We start from the raw sequence: 14,528 nt of genomic DNA, 5'->3' as shown, positions 1-14,528 counted from the left end.
CTTTGGTGTCCTATCCCGAAAAGTTCACAGCATTCGAGGGATTCTGGTGACCGATCATTTACCGATGAAACCTAAGCTGGGCGTGAGCCCTTTGCCGCCCCCTGTTGCACGCACGTCACTGCATGCTGCGCAGCAGGCCGCACAGAAATTGGAAGCGACATTTCTCGCCGAGATGCTGAAGGCCGCCGGTTTCGGCGAACAGGTGAACTCGTTTTCCGGCGGGACCGGCGAAGATCAGTTCGCCTCGTTCCACCGTCAGGCGGTCGCGGACAAGATCGCGGAGGCCGGGGGCATCGGCCTTTCCGAACATTTCCTGAACGCGATGCTGGAGACAAGCAATGACTAAACATTCCGCACAAGACCTGGTCGACGAACTGGACAATCTGCTGGACGCCGAGCGCGAGGCCGTCCTCGGCGGCAACCTCGACGACATGTCACGACTGCTGGCGCGCAAGGAGAGCCTGATCGACGCGCTGAGCGAACTCGACGCGGCAGATGCCGCCGCGATATCGGAAGTTCAGGACAAACTTGCCCGGAACCAGGTGCTGCTCGATGGCGCGCTGCAGGGAATAAGACGGGCCTCCGCACGGCTTGCCGCCGTGAGAAAGGTGCGCCGTTCGCTGGAGACCTACGGCGAGGACGGACAGAAGAAGACGATCGACGCCCAGGTCACGCGGCAGTTGGAAAAGCGAGCATAATTCCCGGGACTTTTTTCAAGAGAATTTGTCTCAAATGCCAGTCACAGACCCACAGCCGTTTTAGGACTCTCTTAGTACTTTCAAGGCATTTCTCGGCCTGCGTCCCAAGGTGGATGGCGCGATGCCGACAACGTGCATCGCAAACGTCAGAACGACTTTCGAAACCACCGCCCCGGGGCGGTGGACATGTATCGGCGCAAAAGCGTCGCAGCAAAAGGACTATGCTATTATCGCGACCTTCCAGGCACCGCCATGATGCCCGTCACCGCCCGTGACCTTTTTCCGTTTGATGATGACTGGCGCGGCATTGTCACCAGACGCACTCATCTCACCACCTATTCACTCACCCGAAACGATCGTTAGCAGACCAGGTCTTACTCGGCTGTTAACAGATCAATTTGTCCGCTTTATCGGGTCGCGCATCGCCGCGGGGCAACCACTGCATTTTAGTGAAATGCCGGGCATTCGGTTTTTGTGAATCGGGCGAGAAAGTGATATCCAACTCATGATCGCGCCAGTATGGCCGAAACCATTTCCAGAGACACGTGTGGTGCGTAGGGAGCACGTGGGGCAACGGAGGGTATCGGCCGATACGCGCGATACCCTCCGTACGAACTCACGGGATTATCGCCGCCGAAATGCTGAAGCGGCTACGCCGTCAGACCCGCAATTTCACAGACAATCTTCCATTCTTCAGCGGTTACAGGCTGCACCGACAGACGTGAGTTGCGCACCAGCACCATCTCCGAAAGGCGGGGATCCTGCTTGATCATATCGAGCGTCACCGGCGTTTTCGCTGTTTCCACCGCCTTGATATCCACGCAGTCCCAGCGATCGTCGTCGGTCGTGCTGTCGGGATGCGCCTCGGCAATCACCTCGACGGTACCGACCACCGCCTTTTCCGTCTGGCTATGGTAGAAAAAGCCCCGATCGCCCACCGCCATCTCGCGCATGAAGTTCCGCGCCTGGTAGTTCCGCACGCCGTCCCATTCCTCGCCGGCCTCCGCCCGTGCGACCTGCTGATCCCAGCTCCATGTCGACGGCTCGGACTTGAACAGCCAATACCGCATCGGTCAGATTACCTTGTTCCAGGGGATCAGCTCGACACTTTCGAACAGATCCGCCGCCTTGTACGGGTCCTTCGCGGCCCAGGCCTCGGCTTGCGCCATATCCTCGACCTCCAGCACCACCAGCGAGCCGATCATGCCACCATCCGCATCCAGCAGAGGACCCGCCTGGCTCACGACGCCCGTCTCCTTCAGGTAGGCCACGTGCGCGTCACGGTTGTCGAGACGGGTTTGCAAGGCGCCGGGCTTGTCCCGGGCAATCAAAGCGATCAGCATCATTCTTCCTTCAATGGCCGTTGAAGCAGCATATCCATCGAGTCGCGAACGTTCAATTCACCGCGCACCAATCCGGTCACCACGCGCGTGATCGGCAGGTCCAGCCCCGCCTCCCGCGCCATCTTTTCCAGCGCCTGCGCCGTCGCGGCCCCTTCGACTGTCACGCCAGTATCGAATGTCTCTCCGCGTCCCAGGCTCTGGCCGTAGCGGTAGTTGCGCGATTGCTCGGAGGTGCAGGTCAGCACCAGGTCACCAAATCCCGAAAGCCCTGCCAGCGTCTCTGCCCTGGCGCCGTGCATTTCCGCCACCTTGACCAGTTCGGCAAAACCACGAGTCATCAGCGCCGCACGTGCACTTTCGCCCAACCCGGCGCCAATCGCCACGCCGCACGCAATCGCAATCACGTTCTTGAGCGCACCGCCCAGCTCTGCACCTGTTACATCCATAGTGCGATAGAGCCTGATATTGGGCGTCGTCAGCCGCTGTTGCAGGCTCTCGCCCACGCGTTCGTCGGCACAGGCCAAAGTCAGCGCCGTCGGCAGACCCCGCGCAATGTCATGGGCAAAGGACGGACCTGTCAGCATGGCCGGGACGGCGTCGGGGACGTGCTCCGCGATGATCTGTGTCGGTCTCAGCCCGGTGCCGCGCTCCATCCCCTTGCAACAGGCGACCAAGGGCTTTCCCGCCAGCGACCGACCGTGCGTTTCCAGAAACGTGCGAAGTTTCTGTGTCGGGACCGACAAGAGAACGATTTCCGCCTCTGAAACAGTCTCCAACTCTGCTGAAACGCTTACATTCTCCGGCAAAGCGACCCCCGGCAATCGTCGCGCATTCTCCCGGGTCGCGTTCATCTCCCGCACGTGCTCTTCGTCCCGCGCCCAAAGTGCCACCGGACCATTGCGCGCCAGCGATACTGCAAGGGCCGTGCCGAATGCACCGGCGCCGATCACCAAGATCATGCCTTTGCCCCTTTCTTTCCACCGCCCAGCAAGGCCGGACTGCGCTTGTCCAACGGCCAGCGCGGACGCGCGGCCAACGTCATGTCGTCAATGCGCCCCGCACGAAAGAGTTCCCCACCAGCGTAAGCGATCATCGCGGCATTGTCAGTGCAAAGCGCCAGGGGCGGCGCCACGAACCGCACGCCGAATTCGCCTGAAACAGTCTCTAGTCCAGTCCTTATTTCGGTGTTCGCCGCAACGCCGCCCGCCACGGTCAGTGCGGGCGGTTCGGCCAGTTGCCTGCGCGCCTCGGTGAGGGCACGTCGCGTCTTTTCCTGCAGCACATCTGCGACCGCCCTTTGGAACCCTGCACAGAGATCGGCCCGATCCTGCCGCGTCAGGCCACCCTTTTCTGCGATCACCGTGTCCCTGGCCCGCAACAGCGCGGTCTTGAGACCGGAAAAAGACATATCGCATCCCGACCTGTCCAGAAGCGGGCGAGGAAATCGAAAACGCCCCGGGTCACCGTCGCGCGCAGCGCACTCGATCGCCGGCCCTCCCGGCTGGCCCAGGCCAAGCAGCCGGGCCGATTTGTCGAACGCCTCGCCCGGTGCATCGTCAATCGTGCCGCCCAGACGCGTGAACTGGTCACAGCCCTCGACCACAAGGAACTGACAATGCCCGCCAGAAACAAGCAGCATCACGTAAGGATACGCCAGACCATCGGTCAGCCGCGGCGTCAGCGCGTGTCCCGCAAGGTGGTTCACTCCGACCAAAGGAATGCCCCGCGCGGCGGCGATGGCCTTGCCTGTCGTCACCCCGCACAGCACACCGCCGATCAGCCCCGGTCCTGCGGTCGCCGCCACCAAGGTGACATCCCCAAGACCCACTTTCGCCTGAGACAGAGCCTGTTTCACCGAGATATCCAGTTTCTCGGCATGGGCGCGGGCCGCAATTTCCGGCACGATGCCGCCAAACGCATCGTGCAGCGCATCCTGCCCCAGTACGACCGAAGACAGGATCTCGGCGCTGTCCCCCGACAGGGATACCACTGCCGCAGCCGTATCATCGCAGCTGCTTTCCAATCCAAGGATCACCAGATTGTCCGTCATGTCACGCCCGTTGCGCCAAGCCCTCGTCGCAGGTAACACCGCGGAGACACTCAGACAACTCCGGAGCATTCATGCCGCCGCTGATCCTGATCACCAGACCCATCGAGGCGGCCAATAGCTTTGCCGCCCGTCTGGCAGCGGAGCTGGGACCCCAAGCCGAAATCCTTCTCGCGCCCCTTATGGAAATCCGGCAATTGCCGGACCTGCCCGCGCTGTCGGTCTACCGCACGCTGATTTTTACCTCCTCCCACGCGGTTGACGCTTTCGCTCAGGCCACAACGTGCCGTGACTTTACCTGCTACGCTGTGGGCAAGGCGACGGGCGAAAAAGCCAGCGCATGCGGCTTGTCCCCCATTGTCGGCCCGGGCACCGGCCGAGAGTTGGCCATACGCATCCGGAACGATGCGCCGGCAACGCCCTGCCTTCATCTTCGGGGCGATCACGTGGCCTTTGATATCGCAGGTTACCTGAATTCCGCGGGAACAGAGACGCATGATGCCATCATCTACGAACAGGTTCCTCTCCCCTTGCCGGACGACGTCATTGCCCGTGTCCTCCAGGCGCACACCATTGTCGTTCCGGTTTTTTCACCGCGCAGCGCGCAGCTTTTGCTAGATGCGCTGCCAAATGGCACTAACTTGCACATCGCGGCGATCAGCAACGCCGTGGCGGAGGTCATCCCTTCGGCCAAGGCGCATAGGATAGAGGTCGCGGAAACGCCCGACGGGCCGGCAATGCTCGCGTGCGTTGCAAGACTATGGTCCCATGCCAACCGGCTTGAGGGCAGAGACAGGCCACAGTAAGCTTGGCACGCCAGGCACTAGCGGCAAGATTCGAAAGAGGTTTTCAAGTGGCAAAGAAACCACCGTCCAAGGCGAATATCTCGCTAAACAAGAATGTATCGCAGACGGACGAAACCGCCGACGGGGCGGGCAAAGCCACCGAGAGCTCTGAGGACGCGCCGCAGGACGATAGCGGGACCGTCACGCCCGGCGAGACGCCTGACGACACGAAGGCGGACGAAGAGTCTTCCGACGACACGCCAGCGTCTCATGACGACGCGGCAGAACATTCGCAAACCGAAACGTCTGCCGACGCGGCAGCGGACGAGCCGCAGGACGCGCAGCCCGACGAAAATACAACGAGCGACTCCGCGCCCAACGCGCCGATGTCCGCCTCTGTCCCCGCGACAACGCCGCAACCGGCGAAAGGTCCCGGCGCAGGCGCGCTTATTCTGGGTGGCATCGTCGCAGGCGCAATCGGTTTCGCCGCAGCCTACTTCGGCCTGACGCAAAATCCACCCCCACGTGACGAAGCGCTCGTCGGTGAAGTCAGCGAAGCCGCGCGCCGTCTCGACGAACAGGCCGATACAATCGACGCGCTCACTGAAAAGGTCGGCGGCATCGCCAACACCGACGACTCCGCGCTCGAGGCGCAGATCGAGGCGCTTGGCACCCTGTCAGAACGCGTCACCGAGGCCGAGGACACCCTGGAAGCGATCGATGCGCGGCTGCGCGACGTCGAACAGCGCCCGGTCACCGAAAGTGCCGACGCCGCAACCATCGCCGCCTACGAGGACGAACTGAACGCCGCCCGCGAGGAACTTGCCGCGCAGCGCGAAGACCTGCAGGCCCTCATCGACGAGGCGATGAACACCGAAACGGCAGCCGACGAAGCAGCGGTCGCCGCAATGCAACGGGCCGCGATCAGCCGTATCCTGGCCGCTCTGGACAACGGCGCAGGCTTCGCCGGTTCCGTGGCCGAACTTCAGGATACCGGCGTCGACGTGCCCGAAGTCCTGGTGTCCTCCGCCGACGCCGGTGTGCCGACACTCTCCAGCTTGCAGGAAAGCTTTCCCGAGGCTGCCCGCGCCGCGCTCGACACGTCTCGCGACGCCACCGGCGAAGGCGCCGGGCTGACAGGTTTCCTGCGCAGTCAATTTGGGGCACGGTCGCTCGAGCCGCGCGAAGGCAGCGATCCGGACGCAGTGTTGTCCCGCGCCGAAGCGGCGATCCGCGATGGTCGGCTTCAGGACGCTCTGGCGGAAATCGAGGCGCTCCCCGAAGAGGGCCGCGCCGAACTCTCCGATTGGGCCGGTCAAGCGGCACAACGGCGCGAGGCGGTGGGCGCGGCCCAGTCGCTGAGCGAGACATTGAATTAACGCCGGGGGAACTCAGAGAATGCTGTGGTCCGTAATCAAGATTATCCTCTTCATCGGCCTCGTCGCCGCGGCCAGTTGGGGGGCGATCTACCTGCTGGAACTTGACGGCGGGGTGCGCATCGTCATGGCCGGGCAGGAATTCAACCTGACTCCGCTTATGGCTGTCATCGTACTGGTCCTCCTGGTCGTCGCGGTCTGGCTCTTGCTCAAGCTCGTGTCTTTGCTCGTGGCCGTACTGCACTTTATCAACGGCGACGACACCGCGCTGTCACGCTATTTCCAGCGCAATCGTCAGGAAAAGGGGTATCAGGCGCTGTCCGAGGGCCTGATGGCTCTCGCATCGGGCGAAGGAGAGCTTGCAATGGCCAAGGCCGGCAAGGCCGAACGGTATCTCAACAAGCCCGCGCTGACCAACCTGATCACCGCGCAGGCGGCCGAGATCTCCGGCAATCGTCGCAAGGCCGAGGAGACTTACAAGCGGCTGCTGACCAACGAGAAGACCCGCTTCGTCGGCGTGCGCGGCATCATGCGCCAGAAACTGGCGAACGGCGAAACCGAGACAGCCTTGAAGCTGGCAAAGACCGCCTTCGCGCTGAAACCCAAGCACGAAGAGGTGCAGGACACGCTGCTGAAACTTCAGGCTCAGACCGGCGACTGGAAAGGCGCACGCGAAACGCTGAGCGCCAAGCTGAAATCCGGCAACCTGCCGCGTGCCGTCCACCGCCGCCGCGACGCCGTTCTGGCCCTGTCCGAGGCGCGCGATGTTCTGGAGGAAGGCAAAAGCATCGAAGCGCGCGAATCCGCGATCGAAGCGAACCGCCTCTCGCCCGACCTCGTGCCCGCCGCCGTCCTGACAGCGCGCGGCTACATCGAGCAGGGCAACAAGCGCAACGCCACCCGCGTGATCAAAAAGGCATGGGATGCCCAACCCCATCCCGACCTCGCGGCCGCCTTCGCCGAGATCGAACCCGAAGAGACGCCGCAGGCCCGCATCAAGCGCTTCGCCAAGCTTCTCAAGATCCATCCCGATCACCGCGAAACCCGCCTGATCGACGCCGAACTGCATCTTGCCGCCGAGGATTTCCCGGCAGCCCGCCGTGCGCTGGGAGATCTGGCAGAGGTAGATCCCGACGCCCGCGCGCTGACCATCATGGCCGCCATCGAGCGCGGCGAAGGCGCGTCCGACAGCGTGGTCAAGGGCTGGCTCGCCCGTGCGCTTTCGGCACCCCGCGGACCGCAGTGGGTCTGCGAGAACTGCCAGCACATTCACGCGCAATGGGCCCCGTCCTGCGACAATTGCGACGCGTTCGACACCCTGAGCTGGCGCGCGCCTCCGGCGTCGTCGGTATCCTCTTCGACAGGGATCGAGATGCTGCCCCTGATCATCGGCTCCATCGAGGATCATGGTGCGGATACCCCGGACGAGTCAGATGACAGCGACAAGATCACCGACGCCGAGGTCGCCGACGCGGAGATCGTCGAGGACACCGGTCCCGAAAAGACCGAAAAATAGCTCTTTTCGGATACGAATTGGAGTGCTATAGCCGCGCTCCACGGGGCCGCTGTAGCTCAGCTGGTAGAGCACGTCATTCGTAATGATGGGGTCGGGGGTTCGAGTCCCTTCAGCGGCACCACGAAACTTATGCAAACGACTGAAGATCAGTTTCTGTTTGCAGGCTGCCTAATTCTATCCACCTGAACATCCACCCTTGCGTTGTCGCTCCTGCGGCTTCTTAAATTCGTAAGGTGCCGAAATTCTTGTGCGATCGCTTCCTTCGTCGCTGACAGCAACCTTTAGCTAGCTTGAGCGGCCTTTGCTCAAAATCACTCAAGACCGGCTATGCCACCCGGCTCCGCGCGCCGAGTCTCAGCCAGCGCCCGCAGGTGAGCGTCGAAACCGTACCCGATCTGGTCAGACGATCAGCACGGGAACCGGGGACAGGTATGTGACCTTCTGCGAAACGCTGCCCAGAAGATAGCCTTCCATTGATCCCATGCCGCGGCGGCCAATCACGACGAGGTCGATGCCGTGCTCCTCGACGAACTTCACGATATTGCGCGACGTGGGACCGGCCTTGACGAAGGCGCGGACGTCGGTCTTGCCCGCGGACTTTGCGCGTTCCTTGGCGGTTCCGACAACCTCTTCGGCGTGGGTGCGCATGGCGTCGTCCATGTTGCCCGGATCGTCCGGCCGGACCATGGACAGCGATGCCTCCAGCATCGAATGGTGGCGATAGACTGTCAGGATCGTCAGCGCGGCCCCGCCGCAAAGCGCGGCCATCTCCACGGCCTTGTCGACGGCCAACTCTGAATTGGGCGACCCGTCAAAGGGCACCAGTATGGATTTGTACATGTCTCTCCTCCGGTTACTTGTCGAAGGCCAGGTCCCGCAGGAACAGGGCAATCTGTGGGAAGAAGATCAGCAGTACGGCGACCGACAGCAGGATGAAGATGAAGGGCGGCGTGCCGCGGATCACTTCCATGTAGGGCCGCTTGAACACCGCGATCGCCGTGAAGATGTCACAGCCGAAGGGCGGCGTGGCCGAGCCGATGGCGACCTGAAGCGTGATGATCGTGCCGACCAGCACCGGATCGAGGCCGACGGATTCGACCACCGGCGCAAAGATCGGAACCAGAACGAGGATCACCACGATCGGATCCACGAACATGCAGCCGACGAAGAAGGCAACGGAAATCACGAAGAGCACCCCGATCTGACCCATCTCGTCAATGCCGATGGAGCCCAGGATTTCCTGTGGGATCTGGGCGAAGGAAATGACCCACGAGAAGGCCGCGCCGACGCCGACGAGGATGAACACGACGGCGGTGATGAGGCCGGTGGACTTGGCCGTCTCATAGACGCCCTTGAGGTCCATCTCGCGAAAGATGATGACCTCGAGCACAAGCGCGTAGAGCACGCAGGCCGCCGCCGCCTCGGTCGGGCTGAAGATGCCGCCGTAGATACCGCCGATGATGATCACCGGGAAACCCAGCGGCCAGAGCGCCTTGCGCCCGGCGTTGAAACGTTCGCCCCAGCTGTACTTGGGCTCTGTCGGCACGTTGTTGCGGACCGCGTAGATCCAGGCGTAGATCGAGAACAGGAAAAGGATCAGCAGGCCCGGCCCGATGCCGGCGATGAAAAGCTCGGCGATGGAGGTGTTGGACACGACGCCATAGATGATCATGCCGATCGAGGGCGGGATCAGGAAGGCGATGTCCGAGGCGTTGACGATGAGCGCAAGAATGAAGCTGTCATTGTAGCCCGCCTTTTGCATCCGGGGGCGCAGTGGCGAGCCGACGGCGACCACGGTCGCCTGGGTGGAGCCGGATACCGCGCCGAACATGGTGCAGGCGGCCGCGGTGGACACCGCAAGCCCGCCCTTGAGATGCCCCACGAACGCCATCACCAGGTCGATCAGGCGATTGGCGGACTGGCCGCGTGTCATGATGTCGGCCGCGAAGATGAACATCGGCACCGCGATCAGCGAGGCCGGCCGGATACCCGCCATGATCTGCTGGATCATGGTTTCAAGCTGACCGAAGCCGCCGAACATGGTGTAGAAGCCGATGAAGGCGGCGACGATCAGCGGGATCATCATCGGGAAGCCCAACAGAAGAAGGACGACCATGACGGAAAAGATGGTAAGGGCCATCTGTCAGACCTCCTTCTCGGTGTCGTCATACCCTTCGAGCACCGCGGTCGAGAGGTAGATATCCTTGTCGATGATGTTCTTGATCGCGGTCAGCAGGTACTGCACCCCGGTCATGAAGAAGCCGACGGGCACCCATACGAGCGTGATCCAGACCGGGATCTGAAGCGACGGCAGGACGCGGCCGCGGCCCGACTGGGTAAGGATGTAGGTATAGGCGTAGTAGGCCAGGCCGAACATGAAGACCGCGGTGACCAGCGTGATGACGATCATCATCAGCTTGCGGGCCTTGGGCGGCATGGTGTCATAGATTGCGGACATGCGGATATGCCGACCGTGGCGGGCGGCATAGCTGATCCCGGCAAAGGTGATCAGGATGATGAGGATGCGGTTGAGTTCTTCGGAAAAGAAGATGCTGTTCTGAAAGACGAAGCGCCCGACCACGTTGGCGATGGTGTTGGCCGCCATCAGCAGGACACCAACGGCGAGCATCACCGCCTCGATCTTGCTTATCAGGATGTCGATGGTGCCGAGAAATCCGGGTAACGTGGAGACGTATTCGCCCGTGGGTTCGTCATCCATCCCCGTCGTGTCGGTCTGCGACTGTAGCTGAGAGCCGTGTTCGTCTGACATAACCTGTCCCCACGTCCGTTGCGTGCAACGGCGGCCATGCCCAACTGGCACAGCCGCCGAAGAGCCATTTCGTTATTGTACGGCTTCCAGGTCGGCCTTGAGCTGGTCGAGGATTTTCTTGCCGCCGTCGCCGGTCATTTCAAGGAACGTGTCCTCGACCGAGGCGCCCGCCTCGACGAAGGGCTGACGCTCTTCCTCGCTGAGCGTGTTGACCTGCATGTCAGGCTTGGCTTCCTTGATCTTCTCGATGCTCTCTTCGTGAAGACCTTTCTGGTAGTCGATGATGTGGTCGAAGGCGACGTCGATCGCGTTCTGGATCACTGTCTGGTCCTCTTCCGACAGGCCTTCATAGAATTCCTGGTTGGCCATGACCGCAGTGGTGAAGTTGTTGTGGCCGGCACAGGTGATGACTTCGGTCACCTCGTACATCTTGGTCGACTCGATGAAGAACATCGGGTTTTCCTGGCCCTGGATGATCCCGGTCTGAAGCGCGCCGTAGACCTCGCCCCAAGGCAGCGGCGTGGGCGTCGCGCCAAAGGCCTTGTAGCTTTCCACCAGAAGCGGGTTGGTCATGACGCGGAACTTGACCTGGTCGAGGTCAGGCGGCCCGGTCACGGGTTCCTGCGTGGTCATGCAGACCTCGCCCTCGGGGAACATGGTCAGCAGTTCCAGCCCCTGTTCGGCGTAAAGTTCGGGGAACATCTCGTTGATGGCCTTGGAGGTGCGGAAGAACTCGCCAAGCTTCTCGGTGTCCTGCGGCAAGAGGTAGGGCACGAAGAAGACCTGTGCCTCGGGGATCAGCAAACCGGTGAAGCCCGGGCTTTGATCGACGAATTGCAGGATGCCGGTCTGCGCCTGTTCCATCGTGTCGGCAGATTCGCCCAGCGTGCCATAGGGGAAAAGTTGGACAGTGTGGTCGGAATTGGCCTCGACCTCTTCCTTGAACTTCTGAGCATAGACGCCCTGCACCTCGTCAAGCGCCTCCTCAAAGGCGTAGCGCCAAGTGTCTGCCTGAGCAACGCTCGCGCTCAACATCATGCTGCCTGCAACGGCCATCGCCATGGAAGTGTGCGAGTATCTAGCCATATTCAATCTCCTTAATATCTCGTGATTTCGTCTAGGCTGCGTTCAACCTTTTGGCCTGTCAATGATGCATTACAAAGCGCGCCAAGGCGACCCCGAGCGTCCAGCTTTGGCACCGTCGACTAAATATTCGTTTTTTGACAGCAGGTTAGCCACTATCATGCAATCCTGTATCACGGCTTAAAACGGGCCGGAAAATAAATTCTCGCCGGAGCATCAAACAGGAACTTGCCCCAGGACGAGATAAAAATGGGCATTCTGACATGGAGACACGAACGCTGGATCTCCCGGCACGGCAGCCCAGCTTTCCTGACGGCAGTATTGTCCGGCTTTTCGTTGAGCGTTCGCATCTTTTCGCTTAAGCAGGCTCAAATTGCGCGGCAGCGCACTATATAGATCTGAAACAACTGCGGCGGACCATGGCCAACCATCTCTACAAATCCGATCTTCCAGACGGCCTCGACCTCGGTCCTGTCGTCGCCATCGACTGTGAAACGATGGGGCTGAATCCGCACCGGGACAGGCTCTGCGTGGTGCAGCTCTCGGGTGGTGACGGAGACGCGCATATCGTCCAGGTGATGCAGGGTCAGACAAGCGCACCCAACCTCGAACGTCTTCTTACGGACGCCAGCGTTTTGAAGCTGTTTCATTTTGGCCGCTTCGATATCGCCGCGATGTTCAACGCTTTCGGTGCCCTGGCCGCGCCGGTCTACTGCACCAAGATCGCCAGCAAGCTGATCCGCACCTATACCGACCGGCATGGCCTGAAATTCCTGCTTCAGGAACTGCTCGGCATCGATATCTCGAAACAGCAGCAATCGTCGGACTGGGGCGCGTCCGATCTGACCGAGGCACAGCTGGACTATGCAGCGTCCGACGTACTTTACCTGCATCAGCTGCGAACCGAACTCGACGCCCGCCTGGCGCGCGAAGGCCGTACGGAGCTTGCCGAAAGCTGCTTTGATTTTCTGCCGACGCGCGCGCGTCTGGACCTTGCCGGCTGGCCCGAAACGGACATCTTCGCGCATTGATCATGGCAGCAACGGACAATTTCTATTCACGGCTGGTGGCATGGATGAAGATCATCCTGCCTCTGACCGCGCTTGGCATCTTGTCCACCCTGTTCCTGATATCGCGCCACATCGACCCCACGAAATCCATACCCATCGCCGAGATCGACCTGGAACAGCGCGCGCAGGAGCAGGGCGCCACCAACGCGGCCTTCGCCGGCGTCACCCGCGGCGGGGACGAGGTGAAGATCGCCGCTGACACCGCCCGCCCTGCGCCGGATGATCCCCGCCTGATCAATGCCGAAGACGTCACCGCTGAAATGCACCTCGTATCAGGCAGCGTCGTGACGGTGACCTCGGACCGTGGCGACGTGCACCAATCCGATCTGAACGCCTCTTTGATCGGCAATGTTAACGTCGACACCTCCACCGGCTACAAGATGACGACCGAACGCCTCGATGCCAGGCTGGATGTGCTGTACGCCGAAACGCCGGGCCAGGTCTCTGGCAAGGGTCCGCCCGGTGACCTTACGGCTGGACGCATGGTGCTGACCGGGGACGAGGAAACCGGTGAAGCACATTTGGTTTTCACCGACGGTGTGAAGCTGATATATACGCCTCAGCCCGCCGAGGACATTGAACAGTGACCCATTCGTTTCGCATTTTGATCGCGCTCATCCTGTTGTGCCATCCGATTGCCGCTCTGGCCCAAGGAGCGCAGATCGCCTTCGGCAACACCGCGCAGGACAGCACGCTTCCCGTCGAGGTTACCGCCGACAACCTCGACGTGAACCAGCAAGACGGCTCCGCTGTTTTCACTGGCAATGTGTTGATCGGACAAGGTGAAATGCGTCTGTCCGCGCCGCGCGTCCTTGTGGTGTACAAGGATGATCAAAGCGGGATCGAGCAGCTTCAGGCAACCGGAGGTGTCACCCTCGTCAGCGGTGAGGATGCCGCCGAGGCGTCGCAGGCCGATTACAACGTCGACACTGGCCTGATCGAAATGCAGGGCGACGTGCTTCTCGTGCAGGGCCCCAACGCACTGACCGGCGACAAGATGTTCGTCGACACGCGCGCGGGCACCGCCCGCGTCACCGGCCGGGTCAAGACCATCCTGCAACCCGAGAATGGCGATCAGTAAATGGCACGTCCCGACCTGCATATTGCCCACGAAAGCACCGGTCTGTCGGTCGAGAACCTGCGCAAAAGCTACAAGAAGCGCGTCGTGATCCGCGATGTCAGCCTGTCCTTGCGGCAGGGTGAGGTTGTGGCCCTGCTTGGCCCCAACGGCTCGGGCAAGACAACGACCTTCTATGCCATCGCCGGCCTGATCTATCCCGAAGGCGGCCACGTCAAGATAGACGGACGCGATGTCACGGCCCTGCCCATGTACCGCCGCGCCAAGCTTGGCGTGGGCTACCTCCCGCAGGAGATGTCGATCTTTCGCGGCATGTCGGTCGAGGACAACATCATGTCCATCCTCGATATATCCACGGACGACCGGCACAAACGCCGCAAACGGCTCGAAGAGCTTTTGTCGGAATTCTCCATTGAACACCTGCGCCGCGCCCCTGCCCTGGCGCTGTCTGGCGGGGAGCGCCGCCGGGTGGAAATCGCCCGCTGCCTTGCCGCTCGGCCCAAGTATCTTTTGCTCGACGAACCCTTTGCCGGGGTCGACCCGATCTCGGTCGGTGACATCCGCCACCTGGTCGCGGATCTCAAGAAACGCGGCATCGGCGTGCTGATCACCGATCACAACGTCCGCGAAACGCTCGAAATCGTGGACCGCGCCTATATCCTGCATGACGGCCAAGTCCTGATGTCTGGCACCCCGGACGAGGTCGTGTCGAACGAAAACGTCCGCCGCGTCTACCTCGGCGAAAATTTTCGTATATCCTGA

17 protein-coding genes, 1 tRNA gene and 1 pseudogene are annotated in these 14,528 nt (G+C 61.5%); 10 read left to right on the top strand and 9 right to left on the bottom strand.

The features are described from left to right. Nucleotides 1-46 precede the first annotated feature (46 nt). Together PVV74_RS07800 and PVV74_RS07795 are read left to right on the top strand one after the other, a co-directional pair. On the top strand, nt 47-346 hold the full coding sequence (locus PVV74_RS07800; RefSeq protein WP_245890455.1) for a rod-binding protein: 300 nt from the start codon (nt 47-49) through the stop codon (nt 344-346). Continuing rightward, nucleotides 339-698, top strand: coding sequence for a flagellar protein FlgN (locus PVV74_RS07795; RefSeq protein WP_274592802.1), 360 nt, complete (start codon nt 339-341; stop codon nt 696-698). The genes PVV74_RS07800 and PVV74_RS07795 overlap by 8 nt, the downstream gene beginning before the upstream one ends. Nucleotides 699-929: 231 nt before the next feature. Here the strand turns inward: PVV74_RS07795 and PVV74_RS07790 are convergent. From PVV74_RS07790 to tsaD, 5 genes and pseudogenes are all read right to left on the bottom strand, one after another. Beyond that, nucleotides 930-1,025 (bottom strand): annotated as a pseudogene (locus PVV74_RS07790) (chemotaxis protein MotB); the annotation flags it as partial. A 323-nt stretch (nt 1,026-1,348) separates the two neighbouring features. Continuing rightward, nucleotides 1,349-1,768, bottom strand: coding sequence for an EVE domain-containing protein (locus PVV74_RS07785; protein WP_103762664.1), 420 nt, complete (start codon nt 1,766-1,768; stop codon nt 1,349-1,351). A 3-nt stretch (nt 1,769-1,771) separates the two neighbouring features. Next, nucleotides 1,772-2,041: a YciI family protein gene (locus PVV74_RS07780; protein ID WP_274592801.1), complete on the bottom strand. Its 270-nt coding sequence runs from the start codon at nt 2,039-2,041 to the stop codon at nt 1,772-1,774. Then, nucleotides 2,041-3,000 (bottom strand): NAD(P)H-dependent glycerol-3-phosphate dehydrogenase, encoded by a 960-nt coding sequence (locus PVV74_RS07775; protein ID WP_103762663.1) that lies wholly within the window; start codon nt 2,998-3,000, stop codon nt 2,041-2,043. Before PVV74_RS07775 ends, PVV74_RS07780 begins: the two co-directional genes overlap by 1 nt. Next, a complete protein-coding gene (gene tsaD / locus PVV74_RS07770; protein WP_274592800.1) occupies nt 2,997-4,091 on the bottom strand; it encodes a tRNA (adenosine(37)-N6)-threonylcarbamoyltransferase complex transferase subunit TsaD in 1,095 nt (364 codons plus the stop codon). The genes PVV74_RS07775 and tsaD overlap by 4 nt, the downstream gene beginning before the upstream one ends. Nucleotides 4,092-4,162: 71 nt before the next feature. On the opposite strand from tsaD, the gene PVV74_RS07765 reads away from it, so the two are divergent. The 4 genes from PVV74_RS07765 (at nt 4,163) to PVV74_RS07750 (ending at nt 7,886) form a co-directional block, all read left to right on the top strand. After that, a complete protein-coding gene (locus PVV74_RS07765) occupies nt 4,163-4,894 on the top strand; it encodes a uroporphyrinogen-III synthase (protein ID WP_274592799.1) in 732 nt (243 codons plus the stop codon). 47 nt (nt 4,895-4,941) lie between these two features. Then, a complete protein-coding gene (locus PVV74_RS07760; protein WP_274592798.1) occupies nt 4,942-6,252 on the top strand; it encodes a hypothetical protein in 1,311 nt (436 codons plus the stop codon). 19 nt (nt 6,253-6,271) lie between these two features. Then, nucleotides 6,272-7,765 carry a heme biosynthesis protein HemY gene (locus PVV74_RS07755; protein WP_103762659.1) on the top strand — a complete coding sequence of 498 codons (1,494 nt, stop codon included), beginning with the start codon at nt 6,272-6,274 and terminating at the stop codon, nt 7,763-7,765. Between the two features lie 45 nt (nt 7,766-7,810). Then, a tRNA-Thr gene (locus PVV74_RS07750) sits at nt 7,811-7,886 on the top strand. Nucleotides 7,887-8,164: 278 nt separating this feature from the next. Here PVV74_RS07750 and PVV74_RS07745 read toward each other — a convergent pair. The 4 genes from PVV74_RS07745 to PVV74_RS07730 form a co-directional block, all read right to left on the bottom strand. Then, nucleotides 8,165-8,605, bottom strand: a complete 441-nt coding sequence (locus tag PVV74_RS07745; protein WP_103762658.1) for a universal stress protein — start codon at nt 8,603-8,605, stop codon at nt 8,165-8,167. Nucleotides 8,606-8,618: 13 nt separating this feature from the next. Further along, nucleotides 8,619-9,905: a TRAP transporter large permease gene (locus PVV74_RS07740; protein ID WP_103762657.1), complete on the bottom strand. Its 1,287-nt coding sequence runs from the start codon at nt 9,903-9,905 to the stop codon at nt 8,619-8,621. Between the two features lie 3 nt (nt 9,906-9,908). After that, the gene (locus PVV74_RS07735) at nt 9,909-10,484 is read right to left on the bottom strand and encodes a TRAP transporter small permease (protein WP_421998540.1); all 576 of its coding nucleotides are present in this window, start codon (nt 10,482-10,484) and stop codon (nt 9,909-9,911) included. A 123-nt stretch (nt 10,485-10,607) separates the two neighbouring features. After that, nucleotides 10,608-11,621: a TRAP transporter substrate-binding protein gene (locus PVV74_RS07730; RefSeq protein WP_274592797.1), complete on the bottom strand. Its 1,014-nt coding sequence runs from the start codon at nt 11,619-11,621 to the stop codon at nt 10,608-10,610. 416 nt (nt 11,622-12,037) lie between these two features. Between PVV74_RS07730 and PVV74_RS07725 the strand changes: the two genes are divergently transcribed. Genes PVV74_RS07725 through lptB form a run of 4 tightly spaced genes read left to right on the top strand, consistent with a single transcriptional unit; the run spans nt 12,038 to nt 14,528 of the window. Further along, on the top strand, nt 12,038-12,649 hold the full coding sequence (locus PVV74_RS07725) for a ribonuclease D (RefSeq protein WP_103762654.1): 612 nt from the start codon (nt 12,038-12,040) through the stop codon (nt 12,647-12,649). 2 nt (nt 12,650-12,651) lie between these two features. Beyond that, nucleotides 12,652-13,275 (top strand): LPS export ABC transporter periplasmic protein LptC, encoded by a 624-nt coding sequence (gene lptC / locus PVV74_RS07720; RefSeq protein WP_103762653.1) that lies wholly within the window; start codon nt 12,652-12,654, stop codon nt 13,273-13,275. Next, complete coding sequence (gene lptA, locus PVV74_RS07715) at nt 13,272-13,769, top strand: lipopolysaccharide transport periplasmic protein LptA (protein WP_103762652.1); 498 nt, start codon at nt 13,272-13,274, stop codon at nt 13,767-13,769. The genes lptC and lptA overlap by 4 nt, the downstream gene beginning before the upstream one ends. Next, nucleotides 13,770-14,528, top strand: a complete 759-nt coding sequence (gene lptB / locus PVV74_RS07710) for an LPS export ABC transporter ATP-binding protein (protein WP_103762651.1) — start codon at nt 13,770-13,772, stop codon at nt 14,526-14,528.

Origin of the sequence: Roseovarius sp. SK2 (genome assembly GCF_028807495.1) — a bacterium.
In the GTDB taxonomy this organism is placed as follows: domain Bacteria; phylum Pseudomonadota; class Alphaproteobacteria; order Rhodobacterales; family Rhodobacteraceae; genus Roseovarius; species Roseovarius confluentis.
The sequence above is the reverse complement of the archived record's forward strand: the minus strand, read 5'-3'. Positions and strand labels throughout refer to the sequence as shown.